An 18948-nucleotide genomic window follows, 5' to 3' on the forward strand; every position below is an offset into this window, starting at 1 on the left:
AGATCACGATGAATGCTCCTGCAAACCGCTCTGCCCGCGCGCAGCTCCAGCGCCTCAAAGAGCGCAACCGCCCCACGGTGGCCTTCGTGCTGGACGGCCAGCCCGCTGAAGCCCTCGCCGGGGACACCGTCCTGACGGCCGTGCTCACGCACACACGCCAGTTGCGCATCAATGAATTCAGCCAGCAGCCGCGCGCCGGCTTCTGCCTGATGGGCGCATGCCAGGACTGCTGGGTGCGCCTGGCCGACGGCAAATCGCTGCGCGCCTGCCAGACCATGATCGAACCCGGCATGCACATCTGCACGCAGCCGCCCGGCAACGAGGGAGCCGCGTGATGACGCAACCCGCCCCCATGCTGAAGCGGCAGTCGCAAGCGGATCTGCCGCCCGTCATCATCGGTGCCGGGCCGGCAGGCGTGCGTGCGGCGCAGACGCTGCTGGCGCACGGCCTCAAACCCATCGTGCTGGATGAAGCGCCGCGCGCCGGCGGCCAGATTTATCGCCGCCAGCCAGATGGCTTCGCCCGGAGTGCCGCAGATCTGTACGGCACCGAAGCCGAACGTGCGCAGGCAATACACGCCACCTTCGACCGCCTCCAATCCCAGATCGATTACCACCCGCAGACCCTGGTCTGGAATGCCCAGCCCGATCTGCTCGACCTGCTGCATGTGCCGACGCGCGCGGTCAGTAGCCTGCCGTGGCGCGATGTGATTGTCGCGACCGGCGCCACCGACCGCGTGCTGCCCGTCCCGGGTTGGACGCTGCCCGGCGTCTATACGCTGGGCGGTGCGCAAGTCGCGCTCAAATACCAGGGCTGTGCGATTGGCGATGCCGTGGTGTTTGCCGGCACCGGCCCGCTGCTGTATCTGGTGGCCTGCCAGTACGCGAAGGCCGGCGCGAATGTCGTGGCGGTGCTCGACACCGCACCGGCCTCCGCGCGCTACAAGGCGGCACCGGCCATGCTGGGCCAGCCCGCCGTCATGGCCAAGGGGTTGGCGCTGGTCGCCTGGCTCAAGCTGCATGGCATTCCCATGCATCAGGGCGTGCGACTGCTGCGCGCCGAAGGCGATGCGGCGGTCGAACAACTCGTGTGGCACGACAGCGCCGGTCGCGAACAGCGCACGGCGTGCTCCGCGGTGGGCATGGGCTACGCGCTGCGGCCCGAAACGCAGCTCGCCGATCTGCTGGGCTGCGCGTTCGAGTTTTCTGCGCTCCACCGGTGCCATGTGCCACGCATCGATGCGATGCGGCGCAGCTCCGTCGCGGGCGTGTATCTGGCGGGCGATGGCGCAGGCATCATGGGTGCCGACGCAGCCGAGTACTCCGGTGAGTTGGCCGCGCTCGCCCTGTTGCAGGATCGGCAACTCACCGTCAATGCCGATCGTTTGGACGCGCTGCACCAGCGCCTGCAGAAGATCGAGCGGTTCCGCCACGCGCTGGAAATCGCCTTCCCGTTTCCCGATAACTGGGCCGCGCACGCCAGCGACGAACTGGTCGTGTGCCGCTGCGAAAACGTCACCGCGGGCACCCTGCGCCAGACGGCCGCGGAATGCGGCGTGCATGAACTGAACCGCCTGAAGGCGCTGTGCCGGGTCGGCATGGGCCGCTGCCAGGGCCGGATGTGCGGCGCGTCGGCAGCAGAAATCCTGGCGCACGCGCAGTCCGTGCCGCTGGCACAGGTGGGCCGATTGCGCGGGCAGGCACCGATCAAGCCGCTGCCGCTGGATGTGACCGAGGTGATCGAACCGGAGGACCACCATGCGTGAGCAGCTTGCATGCGACGTGGCCATCATCGGCGGCGGCATCATGGGCAGCGCCACGGCACTGTTCCTGCGGCGGCGCGGGCTGGCCGTCACCTTGCTCGAACGCGACCTGTGCGGCTCGCGCTCCAGCGGCGTCAATTTTGGCGGTGTGCGGCGCCAGGGGCGCTCCATCGAGCAACTGCCGCTGGCCCAGCGTTCGCACCAGATCTGGGGGCGCCTGACCGAGCTGATCGGCACCGAGGCCGAGTACGAGCGCAGCGGGCACTTCAAGATCGCGCGCAGCGTGGCGGACATGGAATCGCTGGCCAGCTATGCAGCGCGCAGCGAGGGGTTTGGCCTCGGGCTGAAGCTCATCGAGGGCCGGGCCGCGCTGCAGAAAGTTTTTCCGATGGGCGGCGAACAGATCGTCGGTGGCTCGCTGTGCCCGGAAGACGGACAAGCCAATCCGCGCCTGCTGTCGCCCGCGTTCGCTCGCGCCGCGCAGGCTGCCGGCGCCGATGTACGCGAGCACGCGCCGGTGCAATCGGTCGAGCACGATGGCGCGCGCTTCGTCGTCCATGCACGCCAGCATGATCGCGATCTGGAGGTCAAAGCCTCTGCGCTCGTCAACTGCGCCGGGGCGTGGGCCGCCCAGTTTGCCGCGCAATGGGGCGAGCCCGTACCGATGTTCACCATCCCGCCCACCATGGGCGTGACCGAGCCGCTGCCGTTCTTCCTGCCCTGGAGCCTGGGCGTGGAAGGTGGCGGCATTTACTGCCGCCAGGTTCGGCGCGGCAATGTGGTGTTCGGCGGCGGGCGCGGCTACGTGCTGGATGTCCAGCGCGCACGCTCGTCGCACGTGGCAATCCTGCGCCAGCTGCCGCAACTGGCGGCGTTGCTGCCGCAACTCACCGGCGCCCACATCATCCGCACCTGGAGCGGCACCGAAGGCAACCTGCCCGACGACCAGCCCGTGATTGGCCCCAGTGCGCGCCGCCCCGGCCTGTTCCACGCGTTCGGCTTTGCCGGCGCCGGCTTCCAACTCGGCCCCGGCGTGGGCGATGTCATGGCCGAGCTGATCGCCGAAGGCCGCACCACCACGCCGATCGAGCCCTTTTCCATCCAACGCTTTCTGCCACCCGCAGCTTGATGCACTTGATGCCCCAGGAGATCACCATGCTTGTGAAACACGCGAAAACATCGTTCACGTCCGTCATTGCTGCGGCTGCCGGTATGGCCCTGCTCGCCGCGGGCGCCGCCCACGCCGACACCAAGACGCTGTACATCGGCATGAACGGCGGCAACATGGAACGCACCTACACGCAGTTCGTATTCCCGCCGTTCGAGAAGGCCAACAACGTCAAGGTCGTCGTCGTGCCCGGCACCTCGACCGACATCCTCGCCAAGGCGCAAGCGACCAAAGGCAAGGCGCAGATGCACGTGATGACGCTGGACGATGGCGTCATGTTCCGCGCCATCGGCATGGGACTGTGCGAAAAGCTCAAGCCCTCGGCGAACCTGTCGGCGGTGCCCGCCATTGCGCACCTCAAGGGGGACTACGCGGTCGGCTTGTCGATGGGCCTGACGGGCCTGGCCTACAGCACCAAGGTCTTCGCCGACAAGGGCTGGACGCCGCCCACCTCGTGGGGCGACCTGGCTGACCCGAAATACAAGGGCAAGGTGGTCGTGCAATCCATGCCGGCTTCGTCGTTCGGGTTGGACGCCTTCCTGATGTTCAACCGCATGAAGGGCGGCACGGAAAAGAATGTCGACCCGGCATTCAAGGCATGGCCGACCACCATCGGCCCGAACGTGGTCGAGTACATCCCCAACTCGTCGAAGGTGGTGGAGATGATGCAGGCCGGCGATGCGGCGCTGTTCCCGTACACGCTCACGCAGGTGGAGCTGATGAAGTCCAAGGGCATCCCGATGGAATTCGTCGCGCCCAAGGAAGGTGCCGTCGTTCTGCTCACAGCGCAGTGCGTGCTGGCCAACAATCCGGATGCCGAGCTGGCGCAGAAGCTGGCGGATTACCTGATCAGCCCCGAGGCCCAGGCGCTCGCCATGGAAAACGGCTCCTACAATCCAGTCAACCCCAAGGCCCCGCTCAAGGGCAAGGCGGCAGAGGAGCAGAACAAGATGAACACCATCCTGAAGACGGCCGTTGCGCTGGACTGGGACGTGATCAACGCCGAGCGCCCCGAGTGGAGCAAGCGCTGGAACCGCATCGTCGAGCGTTGAGCCTTACGCATCACCGCATCGCAACAGTTTTTCGATTGAACACGAGAGAAGAGCAAGGATTCACGCCATGTCAGATTCCCGAACACGATTGCAGACCGTACTGAAGGCCCTCGGCCTGGACCTGAAGGCCTATGAAGGCACGGACTGGACGAGCCGCGCCCCGCGCGACGGCACGGTATTGGCGACCGTGAAATCGCATACCGCCGGCCAGGCCGAGGCTGCCATCCAGAGCGCGCATCAAGCGTATCTGGCATGGCGCGTTGTGCCGGCACCCGTGCGCGGCGAACTCGTGCGCCGCCTGGGCGAGGTGCTGCGCACGCACAAGGCAGCGCTGGGCGAACTGGTCTCGCTGGAGGCGGGCAAGATCACCTCCGAGGGGCTGGGTGAAGTGCAGGAGATGATCGACATCTGCGACTTCGCCGTCGGCCTGTCGCGGCAACTGCATGGCCTGACCATCGCCAGCGAGCGCCCTGGGCACCGGATGATGGAAACGTGGCATCCGATGGGCGTGGTGGGCATCATTTCGGCGTTCAACTTTCCGGTGGCGGTATGGTCGTGGAACGCCGCGCTCGCCCTGGTGTGCGGCAACGCCATCGTATGGAAGCCGTCGGAGAAAACGCCGCTCACCGCCATTGCATGCCACCACCTGATGCAACAGGTGGTCGACGCGTTCAATGCAGAGAAGCCGGGCGCCATTCCGGCCGGACTGAGCCAACTGCTGATCGGCGGGCGCGACGTGGGCGAAGCGCTGGTCGCCAGCCACCTGGTGCCGGTGGTCAGCGCCACGGGCTCGACGCGCATGGGCCGCCAGGTGGGCGTGAAGGTGGCGGAACGCTTCGGCCGCTCGATCCTGGAGCTGGGCGGCAACAACGCGATGATCGTCACGCCGTCGGCGGATCTGGAGTTGGCGGCGCGCGCCATCACGTTTGCCGCCGTCGGCACCGCGGGCCAACGCTGCACGTCGCTGCGCCGTTTGATCGTGCACCGCTCGGTGGCCGATACGTTGCTCGCTCGCCTGGAAAAGATCTACCAGAGCATTGCGATTGGCGACCCGCTGGCTGACGGCACGCTGGTCGGCCCGTTGATCGATCAGGCCGCCTTCGACGGCATGCAGCAGGCACTCGCGCAGGCCCGCGCCGAAGGCGGCGAAGTGCTGGGCGGCGAGCGCGTGCGCGAAGACCTCGGCGCCGACGCCTGGTACGTCCGTCCTGCGCTGGTCAAGATGCCGAAGCCGACCAAGGTGATGGAAAGCGAAACCTTCGCGCCGATCCTCTATGTCGTGACGTACGACGGCGACACCGAACAGGCCATCGCGATCCAGAACGGCGTGCCGCAGGGCCTGTCGTCTGCCATCTTCACGGCAAGCCTGAGCGATGCCGAGCGCTTCATGTCGTCGGCCGGCAGCGACTGCGGCATCGCCAACGTCAACATCGGCACGTCGGGCGCCGAGATTGGCGGTGCATTCGGCGGCGAGAAGGAAACCGGCGGCGGGCGGGAATCCGGCTCGGACGCGTGGAAGGGTTACATGCGCCGCGCCACCAACACCGTCAACTACAGCGGCGCGCTGCCGCTGGCGCAGGGCGTTCGATTCGACGTTTGATCAGCGCCTGATCGATGGGATATTCGGGCGGCGGCGCCAGATGCACCGCCGCCCTGATGGTCAACGCGCGCTCAACGCGCCGCGCCGCCTACATCGGTGATCGCGCTGTAGACCAGCGTGCGCAATTGCCGGCGCACAGGGTAGGCGGACGAAGGTAGCACCTGTGTCAGGAACAGGCCGATCAGATCCTCCTGCGGATCCACCCAGAAGAAGGTGCCGGCCGCGCCGCCCCAGAAGAAATCGCCCGTGCTGCCGGGAATCAACGTGGCGGCCTGCGAGATCGTGGTCGCGAAGCCCAGTCCGAACCCGACGCCGTCATACGCGGCCTCGCTGAACATCGAAGGCGACGACAGGCTAGACATGTCGCGCCCGCCCGGCAGATGGTTGGCAGTCATCAGCGCCAGCGTTTTCGGCGCCAGCAGGCGAACGCCATCCAGCTCGCCGCCCTGCAGCAGCATGCGCGAAAAACGCAGGTAGTCCGCCGCCGTGGAAACCAGACCACCGCCGCCTGAGATGAAGCTGGGCGGCTTCAGGTAGGGGCTGGTGCGCGGATCGTCCTGCAAGACCGGTCCACGTTCAGACACCGCCTTCGAGCCCAGCGCGCCCACGGCATAGCACGCGCAGAAGCGCGATGCTTTCTCCTCCGGCACATAGAAGGCCGTATCGACCATGCCCAGCGGATCGAAAATCCGCTCCTTCAGGAACGTCTCGAACGGCATGCCGCTGATCTTGCCGACCAGGTAGCCCAGCACATCGGTGGAAACGGAGTAGTTCCACGCATCGCCCGGCGAGAACTCCAGCGGCACGCCGGCCAGCTTTTCGATCATCTCGTCGAGCGTGCCATCGGTCGCGATGTCGCCCAGCTTCAGCCGGCGGTACGCGGCGTCGACATTCGTGTTCTGGTGGAAGCCATAGGTCAGGCCCGAGGTGTGCCGCAGCAGGTCGACCATGCGCATGGCACGTTTGACCGGCCGCGACTGGAAGCCTTCCATGAAGCCGCCGGCGTGCACGCCCAGGTTCGCCCATGCGGGGATGAATTTGCTGACCGGATCGTCCAGCGCGACCTTGCATTCCTCTACCAGCATCATGAACGCCACCGACGTGATCGGCTTGGTCATCGAGTAGATGCGGAAGATCGAATCCTCAGCCAGCGGCACCTGGCGCTCGCGGTCGGCCAGGCCCAGCACGGAGTTCAAGGCCAGCTCGCCACGCCGCCACACCTGGACCAGCGCGCCGGGCAGCTTGCCGGTGGCAATGTAGGCGTCATCGATGAAGCGCTCGACCCGTTCGAGCCGATCGCGGGACATCCCCTGCGTTTGCGTGCCTTGCCTGTCCATGCATTCTCCTTGCATTGATCCCGACTCCGATCCAGCCTGCGCCGATTCTGACGCGCGCAGCCCGCCCAGCGACACTGTACAGCGCCGAATCATTGGCCGCGAGAGCGCTCTGCCAGCGCCTATGCTTCAATGCAGTTCGACCGCAACCCCGTCCCAACATGAAGCGCTTCGACGACCTGTACCTCTTCACGCGCGTGGTGGAAGCCGGTGGCTTTTCCGCTGCCGAGCGCGCCACGGGCATTCCCAAGTCACGCCTGAGCCGTCGCATTGCCGAATTGGAGGTGCAGCTCGGCACGCGGCTGTTGCAGCGCTCAAGCCATCGCGTATCGGTCACGCCGGTGGGCGAGGCGATCTATCGGCATGCGCGCGACATGGCCGATGCGTCGGCAGCCATTGAAGCGCTGGCCGGCGCGGCACGCAGCGAACCGGCTGGCGTGCTGCGCGTCGGCACGTCGCCGCTACTGGCAGAAACGCTGGTGGCACGCTGGCTGGCCGAATTTGCCGATGCGCATCCGAAGCTGCGCATCGAACTGGACTTGTCGAACACGTACGTCGACCTGATCGAGCAGCGCATTGACGTGGCGATCCGCGCGGCCACGGGGCCACTGCCCTCGCGCGACGTGGTAGCCCGGCATCTCGCGGTCTCGCCGCGCGTGCTGGTGGCCAGCCCCGCGTTGCTTGCCCGTGTGGGCGAACCCGACACACCCGCCGCGCTGGAAGACTTTTCCTGCCTGGGGCAAGGCTCGCTCACCCGCAGCCGCGATTGGGTACTGCACGATGCGCGCGGGCACCGGCTGTCGCTGCCGATTCGCCCGCGCTTTGCCAGCGACAACATCATCGCCCTGCGCGAAGCTGCCATCGCAGGGCTCGGGCTGGCCATCCTGCCGCAGCATTGCTGTCATGCCGCGCTCGGCAGCGGCAGCCTGCGTACGGTGCTGCGGGGTTGGACACCCGAGCCGGCCGACCTGCACGCACTCTATCCATCGCGTGCAGGCGTACCGCCGTCGGTGAAAGCGCTGGTGGCGTTCCTGCGCGAGCGCTTTGCCACGGAAGCCACCATGCAACCGTTGACCTGAACCGCGCGTTACTTCACCACGCGGCCAAGAAAGTCGAGCATGCGCGCACCAATTTCCGCATGGTGCGTCTCCAGCGCAAAGTGGCCGCTATCGACAAAGTGGATCTCCGCATCGGGCAGGTCGCGCTTGAAGGCCTCCGCGCCGGGCGGAATGAAAATGGCGTCATTGCGACCCCATACCGCGAGCAGCGGCGGACGATGCGCGCGGAAGTACGCATGCAGCGCCGGATACAGCGCCACGTTGCTCGCGTAATCCAGGAACAGATCCATCTGGATGTCGAGCTGGCCCGGACGGCTCAGGAAATATTGATCGAGCAGATAGCCATCCGGCGCGACGCGCGTCGGGTCGGGCACACCATCCAGGTATTGCCACTGCGTCATCTCGTCTGAAACGATCGGATGCAGCTCACGGCGATGCGCTTCGTCCGGGTTGTCCCAATACGCCTTGACTGGCGCCCACGGACCTTCGCCCAGCCCTTCCTCATAGCCGTTGCCGTTTTGCGTGACGATGGCGCTGATGCGCTCCGGGTGCGCCATCGCCAGGCGCCAGCCGACCGGCGCGCCGTAGTCGAACACATAGATGGCGTAGCGCGACAGGCCGACCGCCTGCGTAAAGCCGTCCACCACATGCGCGAGGTTGTCGAACGTGTAGCGGAAATCGCTCGGCACCTGCGTCAGGCCAAAGCCGGGAAAGTCCGGCGCCACCACGTGATAGCGCCCGGCTAACTGCGGAATCAGGTTGCGGAACATATGCGATGCGCTCGGAAAGCCGTGCAACAACAGCACGGTGGGCGCGTCGGCTGGGCCAGCCTCCCGATAGAACACGCGCACACCTTCGACATCCACCGTGCGGTGGCGCACAGCGCTGGGGGCATACGCATCGACAACCAGATCAGCGGTTCGGGCAGGGGCGTTCATGGCAAGGCTCCGGAGGGGTTTCGAGAAAGAGCAACGAAACCATTGTAACCGCTTAAACAACGTTTTTCAAGTTACATGAAATTTTCCCATCGCTCGCATGCCGATTTGTGATGTGAAACAAAACGGGCACGCCGTCTGGCGTGCCCGCGCGGGAAATGATGCAGCCGAAAAACTCAGGTGAGTCGCTCGAGCGCCTCGGAGGCAATGCGCCGCGTGATGGCTTCGGCCGAGTCTTCCGTGGCCAGCTGGCCGGCCTGGCCCGACCACAGATTGATGAAATCTCCCGAGCCGGTCGGCTCCGTCTTGGCGCGCAGCGGCGCCAACGCGCCGCCGGCTGTCGGAAAGGCCGGCGCAAACGGGCTCATCGGGCCGATCTCGCGCATCAGCCGGTTGACGATGCCGCGCGCCGGTCGGCCGGTAAACAAATTGGTGAGCGCGGTGTCGGCATCCGTTGCCTGCTTGAGCGCCGCGCGATGAATGGCCGATGTCTTGGCCTCCGGCGACAGCATGTAGGCCGTGCCGATCTGCACCGCCGATGCCCCCAGCGCCAACGCCGCCACCACACCGCGCGCATCGCCGATGCCGCCGGCTGCAATGATCGGCACCTTCACCGCATCCGCCACCTGCGGCACCAGCGCGAACGTGCCGACCTGCGATTCGATCGTCTTGGCGAGGAACATGCCGCGATGGCCGCCCGCCTCGTTGCCCATGGCGATGATGGCGTCTACGCCGCGTGCTTCCAGCCAGCGCGCCTCTTCCACTGTGGTAGCGGCGGAGATGATCTTTGCGCCTGCGGCCTTCACGCGGGCCTGCAGCTCCGGTGTCGGCAGGCCAAAGTGGAAGCTCACCACCTCCGGCTTCAATTCCTCCACCAGCGCGCAGGTCGCCTCGTCGAACGGTGCCCGGTTGACGGCCGGCGCTTGCGCATTCAAATCGATACCGAACTCGGCGTAGTAAGGCGCCAGATGGGCACGCCATTTGGCATCGCGCTCAGGATCCGGCTGCGGCGGCGTGTGGCAGAAGAAGTTCAGGTTGATGGGGCCCCGCACGGCCGCCCGGAACTGCTCGACCTGCTGGCGGATCTGGTCGACGTTGAGCATCGCGCAGGGCAGCGAACCGAGGCCCCCGCCCCGCGCCACGGCAATCGCCAGCTCCACGCCGGCCACGCCCGCCATCGGTCCCAACACGATGGGCACTTCGATGTTGAACAACTCCAGCACGCGTGCATCGGGCCATGCGCTCATGATCGTCTCCGGCTAGGAACTTGGTTGAGACATGGTAATGCGGCGGGCTTTTCATCGGACTGCTCTGCTGAAACGCGCATGCAATTTGTAACTGGAATACGCCGCTGAATTGGTTACAATTCAACTACCCGCTTTCTTGTAGACCGCCATGTCCTCACCTGCCGACGCCTCCGCTGATACGCCCCTGTTGATTGCCGACGATCCGGTGCTGGACATGCTCAACACCGTGGCCAACGTCAACGGCCAGACGCACGATTTCTGGCAGAACGACGCCGATGTCTCCGATTGGCTGGTGCGCGCCGGCTGGCTCGCGGAGCCCGTGGCAAGCCGCTATCCGCCCGGCGTGCTGCTGGCCGTGGCGCGGCACCTGCGCGGGGTGATTCGCTCCTTGGTGGAGGCACGCAAGGCGGGCCGTGCAGCCAGCGCCGATGCGCTGAATGTGTTCCTGCGGCAGGCGCCAAGCCATCCCGTGCTGGTGTGGGAAAACGGCACCCCGCGCGTCGAGCGCCTGCGGCCCTCCGATTCTGTCGAGCAATGTCTGGCGCCGCTGGCGGAAGCCGCCGCGCATCTGCTCGCCGAAGGCGATTTCCAGCTCGTGCGCGTGTGCGAACACCCCGAATGCACGCTGTGGTTTTACGACCGCACCAAGTCGCACAAGCGCCGCTGGTGCAGCATGGCCGTCTGCGGCAACCGGCATAAGGTGGCCGAATACCGCAAACGCCAGCAGGGCTGATCGCGGCCTCGGTCGTTCCAATGCTGGAACGCCGCGTCGCGGCCGAACGGGCTGCGCGCAAGCCCGCTCGTTCGTAACCTGTTCTCCGGAAACATCGCACCCATTCAGGAGAACAGCATGTCCGCAACTCAAACCACCCAGTCCACGCCCCAACGCCTGGCAGGCCGCACCGCCATCGTTACCGGAGGCTCGCGCGGCATCGGCGCCGCCGTGGCGCATCGACTGGCCGCCGACGGCGCGCGCGTGGCCGTGGTCTATCGCAGCAACGCCGCAGAAGCCGACGCCGTGGTCAACAGCATCCGCAGCACCGGCGGCCAAGCCATTGCCGTGCAGGCCGACGTGAGCGATGCCACTTCCGTCGACGCGATGGTGAGCACCGTGCGCGAGACCTTCGGCGCCATCGACATCCTCGTCAACAATGCCGGCATTCTGGAAAACCAGCCGGTCGGCAGCATCGATCTCGCATCGTTCGACGCGCAGTTCCGCACCAATGCCTTCTCGACGATTCTCGTCACGCAAGCGGTGCTGCCGCATGTGCCGGCGCGCGGCGGGCATATCGTGAACGTGTCTTCCAGCCTGGTGTACCGGCCCCGCGCAGGGCTGGCGGTGTACGCGGCAAGCAAGGCCGCCGTCAGCGCCCTCACCCACGCGTTTGCCGTAGAACTGGGCCCGCGCAACATCACCGTCAACGCCGTGGCACCGGCGCTTACACGCACTGACATGACCGCCCCGATTCCCGATGAAGTCAAAGCGCGCATGCGCGAATCGACACCGATGGGACGCCTGGCCGAACCGGACGATATCGCCGACGCCATCGCCTTCCTGGCCTCGGACGACGCCCGCTGGATTACCGGCCGCACCTTGATGACCGACGGCGGCTTCATCTGAGAAGTACCCACCCAGAACACGCGCCGCGCCGCCAACTCCCGCACGCAGAGGGTGTGGCCGTACCCTGCCCTAGATGGCGCCTTGGATTTTTGTCACGGGGAGGAAAAAGAGGGGAGACTGTCTGAGCGCAGCGAGTTTGCCTCCCCTCCCTCCCCGTGACACAAATCCAAGGGGAAGTCGCCATCTCGGGCGCGCCTTTCATTGCCTACCTTTTCTTTGGCAAGACAAAGAAAGTAGGTCGTCCCCTGCAGGGGACGAAACCCAACACAAACCAGCACTAACAAGCCGCGCCCGAAGACAAACACGAGCGCAGCGCCCAACAATTTACTCGGCCAACCGCTTCACAAGCCGATAAAGAAACTCCCGTCCGTCATACAACCGTGCAATCTCGATACGCTCATCCAGACCATGCGTGCGCAGGTCAGCCGGCTCGGTAAACAACCCCGACACGCCATACATCGGAATGCCCGCATTGCGCATGAACCGGCTGTCGGTCGCGCCCGTGCTCATCGCCGGAATCACCGGCACATTCCACATCTGCTGCGTCAGCGCTTCCACCGTCTTCATCAAGTCGCCGTTGAGCGGCGACGCGGGACTCGCCAGCGGCTTGTTGACGTAACGCACGCTGATCTTCTCGTTGCCGATCACCTGCTTCAGCTGACGATCGATATCCGCCGGATCATCGAGCGGCAGGATGCGGCAATTGACAGTCGCCTTGGCCGATTGCGGCAGCGCGTTCTCGGCGTGGCCGGCGTTGACCATGGTCGCCACGCACGTCGTGCGCAACTGTGCGTTGTAGAACGGAATGGCCGAGAGCCGATCGATCGCGGCCTGGTCCGGCTTGCCGGTGCCCACCGAACGCATATCGTCCGCCAGTTGCCCCGTGGCCAGAGGCGCGCTGCGGGCAAAGTAAGTCTGCGTCACGTCGGCCAGCTTGACGGGAAACTGATACGCCCCCAGCCGATCCAGAGTGGCTGACAACGCATAGATCGGGTTTGTCTTCGTGGGCACCGCGCTGTGGCCGCCCACGTCACGCACTTCCAGCTCGTACGTCGAGTACATCTTCTCGGCCACCTGAATGCGGTGGAGCACCGGCTTGCCGTGGCGCAACTCGCCACCGCCGCCTTCGTTGATGCCGAACTCGGCCTTCACCAGCTCGGGCTTGTTGCTGACGATCTTTAACTCCATTCCGAGGGTTTCCCCGAAGAACAAAGCCTCGTGCCACTCTTGGCTCACGCCTGCATGCGCACCATCAACGCGTTATCGAGCAAGACACCGCGCACCGTCACTGCCTGGCGTGCGATCACTTCAAACCCATTGCAGGCAAAGAAGGGCTCGGCGCTCAAGCTCACGTGCGCTTGCACACGCGGCATGTCGCGCTGCGCTGCCAACCCGAGGATGTGGCTCATGAGTTGTTGCCCGATGCCTTGTCGCGCATGGTCGCCGGATACGAAGAAGTGATCGATCTATCCATTCGCCTGCAAATCGGCGTAAGCGACAGGCTGCGCGTCGAGTTCCGCCACGAACGGCTGGATGCGGCGGATGCGCTCATGCCACTGGGCGACGTCGTAGTCGGTAGGTGCCCAGGCTTCGCATCGCTCGGGGGCGTACCGGCGAGCGGCGATGCCGTGCACAGCGCAATGGAAGACGGCGTGCAAGAGCGGCTCGTCGCCAGGTCTGAAGGCGCGGATGACAACGGGCGAGTGCTGAAGCGGTGCGTTCATGATCATTGCCCCGCATGCGGCAGATCCATCGACGCCAGCACATCCTTGATGTGCTGCGCCGCCTGCTGGGCATTCTGTGCGGCGGGCACGGGCGGCTGTTGATCGGTCGACAGGTTGCGCACGTGGTCATCAATGCTGATACCGGTACCCAGCGGCGCCAGCATCGCCGCCGATTCGTGCATTGCCCATTGGAAGTCGTTGAGCGGTGCGTTGCGTGCCGCCTGCAAACCGGCCGGGTTCGCTGCCATGGCACGGGCGACGACGGGCTCGCGGTTGTCGTCGGGCACGCTCAGCTCCAACACGTGGCCAAGGTCGGGCGCACTGGCATCGCGCGCGGTCAGCGGCGTCTGGATGTTGTACCGCATGCGCAGCGTCTTGATGATGGCGGTGTGATCGTACGGCTGCGCCACGGTCGAGCGGAAGATCGTGCCCTTGGCAATCCATGGCGACACCACTACCGCCGGCACGCGCACGCCCAGCCGGTCGAACGCGAAGAGTTGCCCCGGTTGCGGCGGGCTGGGCGGCACCACGGCAGGCGGCGGCACGTGGTCGAAGCAGCCACCGTGCTCGTCAAAGGTGATGACGAGCAGGGTCTGATGCCACTGCGGCGAACTGCGCAGCGCGTTGTACACCTGCGCGACCAGCGCATCGCCGTAGCCGACATCGTGCGGCGGATGCATATCGTTGGGCCAGTCGAGATCGGCAAAGTAACGTGGCTCGATAAAGCTGTACGAGGGCAGCTTTCCGCTGGACGCATCGTCGAGAAAATCGTCGAACAGGTGAAAATGATCCAGATGCAGCCACAGCCGCGTCAGCGTGAGCGACTGCGCGAAGTCGTGGTAATAGACAGCCCAATCGTCGGGCACCACGCCGTCGAGCGCATTGAACAGCGTCGGCATCAAGTACGGAAAGTGCACCGGCGAGTTGTTCGGATAACCGTGCGCGGTACCGGTGTGCACAAAGAACCGGTTGGGCCACGTCTGGCACGGCGCCGAGGCAAACCACGCATCGCACACGGCGTAATTGCGCGCCAGCGTGCTGAGGGCCGGCACCTGGTCTGACGTGAAGAAATGCATGATGTCGCGCGGGTCGCCACCGTTCTTGGCGTAGTTGGTGGTGAAACCCTGCATGGTGGGCGTCTGCCCCAGCGGCATCTGCTGGCCGAAGAGCTGCTGGTTGATGTCGGTGAAGAGTTCGCCCGGGTCGGGGTTGGGCAGCGTCATCACGTTGGGCGGTGCGGGCGTCGTCCACACGCGGATGGCCTGGCCGCCGCCATCCGGGTTGGTCTCTTCGCCCGACAGCCCGTCGAACTCTGCGCTCTTTGAATAGAGCGTGCCGAACAGGTTGTCGAACGACCGGTTCTCCAACATCAGCACGACCACGTGCTCGATTGCATTCAAGCCTGCCATGGTGGCCCCCTCGTTTCGTTGCGTTGTTCTGCGGGGCACTATAGGAAGAAACGAGGGGATTGGCGTTGCGCGCGTCTACTGACGTACCGCCGGCAGCACACGCCATGCAATCAGCGCGCTGCCGGCCGCCACCAGCCACACCACCGGCCACGACGACCACGCCAACACCTGCGGCAGGCACAGCGACGTCAGCCCGAGTGCCGCAAACGCGCCCGTGTTGCCGAGCCCCAGCGCCGTGCCGGCGCGCTGCGCACCGGCCAGCGTGGCCAATTCGGTATAGCCCACGCCATGCCACGCTGATACGCAGATGCCGCCCGCCACCACGGCCGCCACCAGCGCGACGCGCATGACCGACAGATCGATCGACAGCGCTGACGTCATCCACGCCACGCCGGCCAGCATGACGAACAGCACGACGCTCAACCGTGCACACGCGAGCAGATAGGCACGGCGATTGCCATGGCGGTCGGTCCAGCGGCCGCTCCACACGCGCATGACGGCCGCCCCGCCCTGCACCGCTGCCATGGTCAGGCTGAGCGTGAGCACATTGGCGTGCGCAAAGTCGCGCAGGAATACTGTGGCAAACGCGACGACCGCGCCTTGCGGCACACACAGCAGCCCAATGGCCAAGGCCATGCGCAACAGCGTCGGATCGCGCAACGGGCCCGTACCGCCGGGCGCCGCAGTGTGTGCAACTGCATTCACCGTGTCTGGTGCGTCATGCACCCACAGCCACGTCAGCGCCGCAGTCAACGCACACGCCGCCGCCAGCACCCCATACACAGCGGCAAACCCCGCGTGCGCGGCCAAGCTCGGCAGCACGAGCGCGCCAATGCCGCCGCCCAGCGGAACGGCGGTCTGGCGGATGCTCATGGCCAATCCGCGCTCGCCTTCGCGAAACCAGCCCATGACGGCGCGCCCGCTTGATCCGTTCACGCTGCCGCCCAAGAGGCCGACGCTCAGCATACCGCCCACCAGCCACGCAAGCGGCGGCACGAGGCCATGCAGCGGCGCCACACAATATGCCATCACGAACAGCGCCAGCGCGGTCAGCCCAAGCCCCGTCAGCAGCACCGCGCGGTCGCCCCAGCGGTCGGTCAGCAAGCCCCACGGCAACTCGCTGATAGCGATGCCCAGTCCCAACGCGCCCAGCGCCACGCCCAGTTCCGCATTGCCAAGGTGATACGCCGAGCGGATGAACACGGCGGTTGTGGGGATGCCCGAAAAGGCTGCCGAAAAACTCGCATTGGCCGCCACACCCACGCCCAGCACCTTCCAGCGGTGATGGCGCGACATGGGCGTCGACGTGGCCGGCAAGCCCATCGCGGTTGTCATGATCGTCTCTCCAGAAATGCGTTTGACAGCAGCAGTCTGGCGGAGCAACATCGGGCCTAAATGACGTTAATCCCTCATTTCAAGACATCATGCGCAGAATTGGCTTTTTGGTGTTTCCGGGCTGCAGCCTGCTCGATTTCACCGGCCCGCTGACAGCCTTTGACGTGGCGAACCGGCTCGCGGCCCAGCCGGCGTATCGGATCGACGTGCTGTCCGAAGGCGGCGCGCAGGTGCAGAGCGCGCCCGGCCTCGTCATGCAGACGCGGGGCCTGGACGATCCGGCCTTCGATACGTTGGTCATCTCGGGCGGCAACGGCCCGCGCGAAGACGCGTTCTCGCCGCGGCTGATCGCCTTCGTGCGGGAAGCGGCAGACCACTCGCGGCGCATGACGAGCGTGTGTTCCGGCGCGTTTGCGCTGGCGGCGGCAGGCCTGCTCGATGGCCGCCGCGCCACCACGCATTGGCGCATGGCGGCGCTGCTGCAGCGGCGTTATCCGCGCGTGCAGGTGCAGAGCGATCACATCTTCATCCACGACGGGCCGGTGTGGACGTCGGCCGGCATCTCGTCGGGCATCGATCTGGCGCTGGCGCTCATCGAAGAAGACCTGGGCGTCGACTTGTCACGCGCCGTGGCCCGCGAACTGGTGGTCTATCACCGGCGCCCCGGCGGGCAGTCGCAATTCTCCACCTTGCTGGAGCTGGACCCGGCATCGAGCCGCATTGCGCGGGCGCTGGGCTATGCGCGCGAGCACCTGCACGAAGCGCTGGACGTCGACCGCCTGGCCGAAGTCGCCCATCTGAGCCGCCGCCAGTTCGACCGCGCCTTTGTGGCGGAGACCGGCCAGACGCCCGCCAAGGCCATCGAAAAGCTCCGTGCCGAAATCGCGCGGCCGCGCGTGGAAGCGGGTGACGAATCGCTGGAACAAGTCGCGCGCGCCGTGGGCTTTGCCGACCCCGAACGCATGCGGCGGGCGTTCATCCGCGTGTTCGGCCAGCCGCCACAATCAGTGCGGCGCTCGGGGCGGTCAGGACGACCGGGGCACACACGCCTGGTGGCCTAGCGCGCCGCGCCATGCATCCGCTACCCTGGCGCGCCTGAAATCCGTAGCCTCGCATTCGCACCGATGTCCGACAATCCAGTCTTGCCCCTGCTCTACAGCTATCGCCGATGCCCCTACGCCATGCGTGCGCGCCTGGCTATGCTGCAAGCCAATCGACGCTTCCAGACGTTCGAGATCGTCATGCGCGACAAGCCTGCCGAACTGCTGGCGCTGTCTCCCAAAGGCACCGTTCCCGTCTTGCGTTTGACCGATGGCAGCGTGCTGGAAGAAAGCCTCGACATCATGCGCTGGGCCTTCGAAGCACGCGACCCGGAAGGCTGGTGGAGCCGCGCGCAATCCGACGACAACCTCGCCCTGCTGCGCGCCAACGACGGCGAATTCAAACGCCAGCTCGATCGCTACAAGTACCCCGATCGCTATCCGCAAGAGGCAACGCCGCGCGAGACGGCGCGTGCCCGGGCAACAGAAACGCTGCTGATGCCGCTGGAATCGCGCTTGCTAGATCAACGCTATCTTGGCGGCCCAACGCCGTGCGCGACGGATCTGGCGATCTTTCCGTTCGTGCGGCAGTTTGCGGCGGTGGAGCCGGACTGGTTTGCCCGCCAGCCGCTGCCCGCAGTACAGGCCTGGCTGGCCGGGTGGCTCACCAGCCACCTGTTCGAGGTCTGCATGACGAAGCAACCCGTGCAGGCCATTGCCGTGTTTCCCGAGTATCAGCATCTGGATTGATCCAGTGACCGACTGACCGACTCATCCACCGATGGAGGCGTGTAAGCAATGGACGAACCACAGACAGCATCCCCCGACAGCACCGCAGCACGCGTCGCGTTGTGGCGCGCCTTGCACATGCACAGCGATGCACCGCCGCACGTGCTGGAAGACGCAGTAGGCTTGAAGCTGCTCGCCCCGGAGCCCGGCTGGCAACGACGCGGCGACATGGACCCGCAGTTCACGCGTCCGTTTCGCGCGTCCATTGTGGCGCGCGCACGTTTTATCGAAGACCTCGTCATCGAACAAGCGGGCCGTGGCTTGAGCCAGTACGTGATTCTCGGGGCGGGGCTGGACAGCTTTGCGCAACGCCGGCCCGATGTGGCATCGCGCATGACGGTGTTTGAAGTCGATCAGCCCGGCCCGCAGGCCTGGAAGCGCCAGCGTCTGCAAGCGCTGGGCTTCGGCATTCCGCGTTGGCTGCGCTTCGTGCCGGTGGATTTCGAGGCGCGCGAATCCTGGCAGGATGCGCTGGGCGCAGCCGGGTTTGATACGCGCAGGCCGGCCATCGTGGTCTCCACGGGTGTGAGCATGTATCTGTCGAAGGAAGCCAATGCGGCGACGCTGCGGCAGGTGGCGTCGATGGCGCCGGGGTCGATGCTGGCGATGACATTCCTGCTGCCGCTGGAGATGGCGGACCCGGACGTCCGCCCCGGCCTTGAGATGGCGGAGAAAGGTGCACGCGCGAGCGGCACACCATTCATCAGCTTCTTCACGCCGCCAGAGATGCTCGCGCTGGCCCGCGAAAACGGCTTTCGCGATGCCCAGCACATTTCGGCTGACACATTGACGGAACGCTATTTCTCCGGCCGGACCGATGGCCTGCGCCCGCCGCGCAACGCAGAAGAATTGCTGCTGGCGACGGTTTAACCGC

The 18948-nt window shown here is 65.8% G+C and carries 18 protein-coding genes and 1 pseudogene; 11 read left to right on the forward strand and 8 right to left on the reverse strand.

What is annotated here, in order from left to right:
- The first annotated feature begins 8 nt into the window (after positions 1-8).
- From CFE42_RS07210 to CFE42_RS07230, 5 genes are all read left to right on the forward strand, one after another.
- On the forward strand, positions 9-335 hold the full coding sequence (locus CFE42_RS07210) for a (2Fe-2S)-binding protein (protein ID WP_004631366.1): 327 nt from the start codon (positions 9-11) through the stop codon (positions 333-335).
- Positions 335-1765: an FAD/NAD(P)-binding oxidoreductase gene (locus tag CFE42_RS07215; protein ID WP_004631365.1), complete on the forward strand. Its 1431-nt coding sequence runs from the start codon at positions 335-337 to the stop codon at positions 1763-1765. Before CFE42_RS07210 ends, CFE42_RS07215 begins: the two co-directional genes overlap by 1 nt.
- Entirely contained in the window at positions 1758-2891 is a 1134-nt protein-coding gene (locus CFE42_RS07220) for an FAD-dependent oxidoreductase (protein ID WP_004631364.1), read from the forward strand. The genes CFE42_RS07215 and CFE42_RS07220 overlap by 8 nt, the downstream gene beginning before the upstream one ends.
- Before the next feature lie 26 nt (positions 2892-2917).
- Positions 2918-3982: an ABC transporter substrate-binding protein gene (locus tag CFE42_RS07225; RefSeq protein WP_004631363.1), complete on the forward strand. Its 1065-nt coding sequence runs from the start codon at positions 2918-2920 to the stop codon at positions 3980-3982.
- A 67-nt stretch (positions 3983-4049) separates the two neighbouring features.
- Positions 4050-5582 (forward strand): aldehyde dehydrogenase family protein, encoded by a 1533-nt coding sequence (locus CFE42_RS07230; protein ID WP_004631362.1) that lies wholly within the window; start codon positions 4050-4052, stop codon positions 5580-5582.
- Positions 5583-5653: 71 nt separating this feature from the next.
- Here the strand turns inward: CFE42_RS07230 and CFE42_RS07235 are convergent, their stop codons facing one another.
- On the reverse strand, positions 5654-6919 hold the full coding sequence (locus CFE42_RS07235; RefSeq protein ID WP_004631361.1) for a serine hydrolase domain-containing protein: 1266 nt from the start codon (positions 6917-6919) through the stop codon (positions 5654-5656).
- A 158-nt stretch (positions 6920-7077) separates the two neighbouring features.
- On the opposite strand from CFE42_RS07235, the gene CFE42_RS07240 reads away from it, so the two are divergent.
- The gene (locus CFE42_RS07240) at positions 7078-7995 is read left to right on the forward strand and encodes a LysR family transcriptional regulator (protein ID WP_004631360.1); all 918 of its coding nucleotides are present in this window, start codon (positions 7078-7080) and stop codon (positions 7993-7995) included.
- Positions 7996-8003: 8 nt separating this feature from the next.
- Here the strand turns inward: CFE42_RS07240 and CFE42_RS07245 are convergent, their stop codons facing one another.
- Positions 8004-8912 (reverse strand): alpha/beta hydrolase, encoded by a 909-nt coding sequence (locus CFE42_RS07245; RefSeq protein ID WP_004631359.1) that lies wholly within the window; start codon positions 8910-8912, stop codon positions 8004-8006.
- 173 nt (positions 8913-9085) lie between these two features.
- Entirely contained in the window at positions 9086-10156 is a 1071-nt protein-coding gene (locus CFE42_RS07250; RefSeq protein ID WP_004631358.1) for a nitronate monooxygenase family protein, read from the reverse strand.
- 148 nt (positions 10157-10304) lie between these two features.
- Between CFE42_RS07250 and CFE42_RS07255 the strand changes: the two genes are divergently transcribed.
- Both CFE42_RS07255 and CFE42_RS07260 read left to right on the forward strand, forming a co-directional pair.
- Positions 10305-10889 (forward strand): ABATE domain-containing protein, encoded by a 585-nt coding sequence (locus tag CFE42_RS07255; RefSeq protein WP_004631357.1) that lies wholly within the window; start codon positions 10305-10307, stop codon positions 10887-10889.
- Positions 10890-11006: 117 nt separating this feature from the next.
- Positions 11007-11777, forward strand: coding sequence for a 3-oxoacyl-ACP reductase family protein (locus CFE42_RS07260; RefSeq protein WP_004631356.1), 771 nt, complete (start codon positions 11007-11009; stop codon positions 11775-11777).
- 324 nt (positions 11778-12101) lie between these two features.
- On the opposite strand, the pseudogene CFE42_RS07265 reads toward CFE42_RS07260, so the two are convergent.
- The 5 genes and pseudogenes from CFE42_RS07265 to CFE42_RS07280 all read right to left on the reverse strand — a co-directional run.
- Positions 12102-12953 (reverse strand): annotated as a pseudogene (locus CFE42_RS07265) (M20/M25/M40 family metallo-hydrolase); the annotation flags it as partial.
- Between the two features lie 56 nt (positions 12954-13009).
- Positions 13010-13186, reverse strand: a complete 177-nt coding sequence (locus CFE42_RS23895; protein ID WP_004631354.1) for a hypothetical protein — start codon at positions 13184-13186, stop codon at positions 13010-13012.
- Between the two features lie 57 nt (positions 13187-13243).
- Positions 13244-13501 (reverse strand): hypothetical protein, encoded by a 258-nt coding sequence (locus CFE42_RS23900; RefSeq protein ID WP_310722463.1) that lies wholly within the window; start codon positions 13499-13501, stop codon positions 13244-13246.
- 2 nt (positions 13502-13503) lie between these two features.
- Positions 13504-14910, reverse strand: a complete 1407-nt coding sequence (locus CFE42_RS07275; protein ID WP_004631352.1) for an alkaline phosphatase family protein — start codon at positions 14908-14910, stop codon at positions 13504-13506.
- Positions 14911-14985: 75 nt separating this feature from the next.
- Positions 14986-16245 carry an MFS transporter gene (locus CFE42_RS07280; protein ID WP_004631351.1) on the reverse strand — a complete coding sequence of 420 codons (1260 nt, stop codon included), beginning with the start codon at positions 16243-16245 and terminating at the stop codon, positions 14986-14988.
- Positions 16246-16334: 89 nt separating this feature from the next.
- Between CFE42_RS07280 and CFE42_RS07285 the strand changes: the two genes are divergently transcribed.
- From CFE42_RS07285 to CFE42_RS07295, 3 genes are all read left to right on the forward strand, one after another.
- Complete coding sequence (locus CFE42_RS07285) at positions 16335-17306, forward strand: DJ-1/PfpI family protein (RefSeq protein ID WP_004631350.1); 972 nt, start codon at positions 16335-16337, stop codon at positions 17304-17306.
- Positions 17307-17369: 63 nt separating this feature from the next.
- Positions 17370-18035, forward strand: coding sequence for a glutathione S-transferase (locus CFE42_RS07290; RefSeq protein ID WP_004631349.1), 666 nt, complete (start codon positions 17370-17372; stop codon positions 18033-18035).
- Positions 18036-18083: 48 nt separating this feature from the next.
- The gene (locus tag CFE42_RS07295) at positions 18084-18944 is read left to right on the forward strand and encodes a class I SAM-dependent methyltransferase (RefSeq protein ID WP_004631348.1); all 861 of its coding nucleotides are present in this window, start codon (positions 18084-18086) and stop codon (positions 18942-18944) included.
- The last annotated feature ends 4 nt before the right edge of the window (positions 18945-18948 follow it).

Origin of the sequence: Ralstonia sp. PBBBR1, assembly GCF_002256165.1 — a bacterium.
GTDB classification, from domain to species: domain Bacteria; phylum Pseudomonadota; class Gammaproteobacteria; order Burkholderiales; family Burkholderiaceae; genus Ralstonia; species Ralstonia thomasii.

Excerpts from the sequence above, each read along its gene's own strand:
- CFE42_RS07210 (WP_004631366.1), top strand. The coding sequence starts at position 9 with ATGAATGCTCCTGCAAACCGCTCTGCCCGCGCGCAGCTCCAGCGCCTC.
- CFE42_RS07215 (WP_004631365.1), top strand. The coding sequence starts at position 335 with ATGACGCAACCCGCCCCCATGCTGAAGCGGCAGTCGCAAGCGGATCTG.
- CFE42_RS07220 (WP_004631364.1), top strand. The coding sequence starts at position 1,758 with ATGCGTGAGCAGCTTGCATGCGACGTGGCCATCATCGGCGGCGGCATC.
- CFE42_RS07225 (WP_004631363.1), top strand. The coding sequence starts at position 2,918 with ATGCTTGTGAAACACGCGAAAACATCGTTCACGTCCGTCATTGCTGCG.
- CFE42_RS07230 (WP_004631362.1), top strand. The coding sequence starts at position 4,050 with ATGTCAGATTCCCGAACACGATTGCAGACCGTACTGAAGGCCCTCGGC.
- CFE42_RS07235 (WP_004631361.1), bottom strand. The coding sequence starts at position 6,919 with ATGGACAGGCAAGGCACGCAAACGCAGGGGATGTCCCGCGATCGGCTC.
- CFE42_RS07240 (WP_004631360.1), top strand. The coding sequence starts at position 7,078 with ATGAAGCGCTTCGACGACCTGTACCTCTTCACGCGCGTGGTGGAAGCC.
- CFE42_RS07245 (WP_004631359.1), bottom strand. The coding sequence starts at position 8,912 with ATGAACGCCCCTGCCCGAACCGCTGATCTGGTTGTCGATGCGTATGCC.
- CFE42_RS07250 (WP_004631358.1), bottom strand. The coding sequence starts at position 10,156 with ATGAGCGCATGGCCCGATGCACGCGTGCTGGAGTTGTTCAACATCGAA.
- CFE42_RS07255 (WP_004631357.1), top strand. The coding sequence starts at position 10,305 with ATGTCCTCACCTGCCGACGCCTCCGCTGATACGCCCCTGTTGATTGCC.
- CFE42_RS07260 (WP_004631356.1), top strand. The coding sequence starts at position 11,007 with ATGTCCGCAACTCAAACCACCCAGTCCACGCCCCAACGCCTGGCAGGC.
- CFE42_RS23895 (WP_004631354.1), bottom strand. The coding sequence starts at position 13,186 with ATGAGCCACATCCTCGGGTTGGCAGCGCAGCGCGACATGCCGCGTGTG.
- CFE42_RS23900 (WP_310722463.1), bottom strand. The coding sequence starts at position 13,501 with ATGAACGCACCGCTTCAGCACTCGCCCGTTGTCATCCGCGCCTTCAGA.
- CFE42_RS07275 (WP_004631352.1), bottom strand. The coding sequence starts at position 14,910 with ATGGCAGGCTTGAATGCAATCGAGCACGTGGTCGTGCTGATGTTGGAG.
- CFE42_RS07280 (WP_004631351.1), bottom strand. The coding sequence starts at position 16,245 with ATGACAACCGCGATGGGCTTGCCGGCCACGTCGACGCCCATGTCGCGC.
- CFE42_RS07285 (WP_004631350.1), top strand. The coding sequence starts at position 16,335 with ATGCGCAGAATTGGCTTTTTGGTGTTTCCGGGCTGCAGCCTGCTCGAT.
- CFE42_RS07290 (WP_004631349.1), top strand. The coding sequence starts at position 17,370 with ATGTCCGACAATCCAGTCTTGCCCCTGCTCTACAGCTATCGCCGATGC.
- CFE42_RS07295 (WP_004631348.1), top strand. The coding sequence starts at position 18,084 with ATGGACGAACCACAGACAGCATCCCCCGACAGCACCGCAGCACGCGTC.